1 pseudogene is annotated in these 264 nt (G+C 50.0%); it reads left to right on the top strand.

Annotated elements, in window-relative coordinates:
* A pseudogene (locus tag AAEY78_RS13565) lies at positions 1–264 on the top strand (acyl-CoA desaturase); the annotation flags it as partial.

Below are 264 nucleotides of genomic sequence, written 5' to 3'. Positions count from 1 at the left end.
GCCTTGGACGCCAAGCGACCGTTATAATTTACTGAAGACCATGATATTGGCATTGGGATTTGAGTGGGCGGTGGCTTTTCATGACATCCAAATCAGCGTTGACGAATATGCAGAGTCGCCACAGCTAACAGAGATCATGCAGCCAAAGTCTCATGCGTTACTGAGTAAAATCGCCCGGCAAGTGGGCAAAGATCATCTTGTTTTTCCGACGCTGGCTGGCTTAGCTTTCGGTCGCCGTAGTGCGATGACGACGCTGAGTGGTAA

The sequence above is a fragment of the Psychrobacter sp. 16-MNA-CIBAN-0192 genome, from assembly GCF_040309565.1.
In the GTDB taxonomy this organism is placed as follows: Bacteria; Pseudomonadota; Gammaproteobacteria; order Pseudomonadales; family Moraxellaceae; genus Psychrobacter.
The sequence above is the reverse complement of the archived record's forward strand: the minus strand, read 5'-3'. Positions and strand labels throughout refer to the sequence as shown.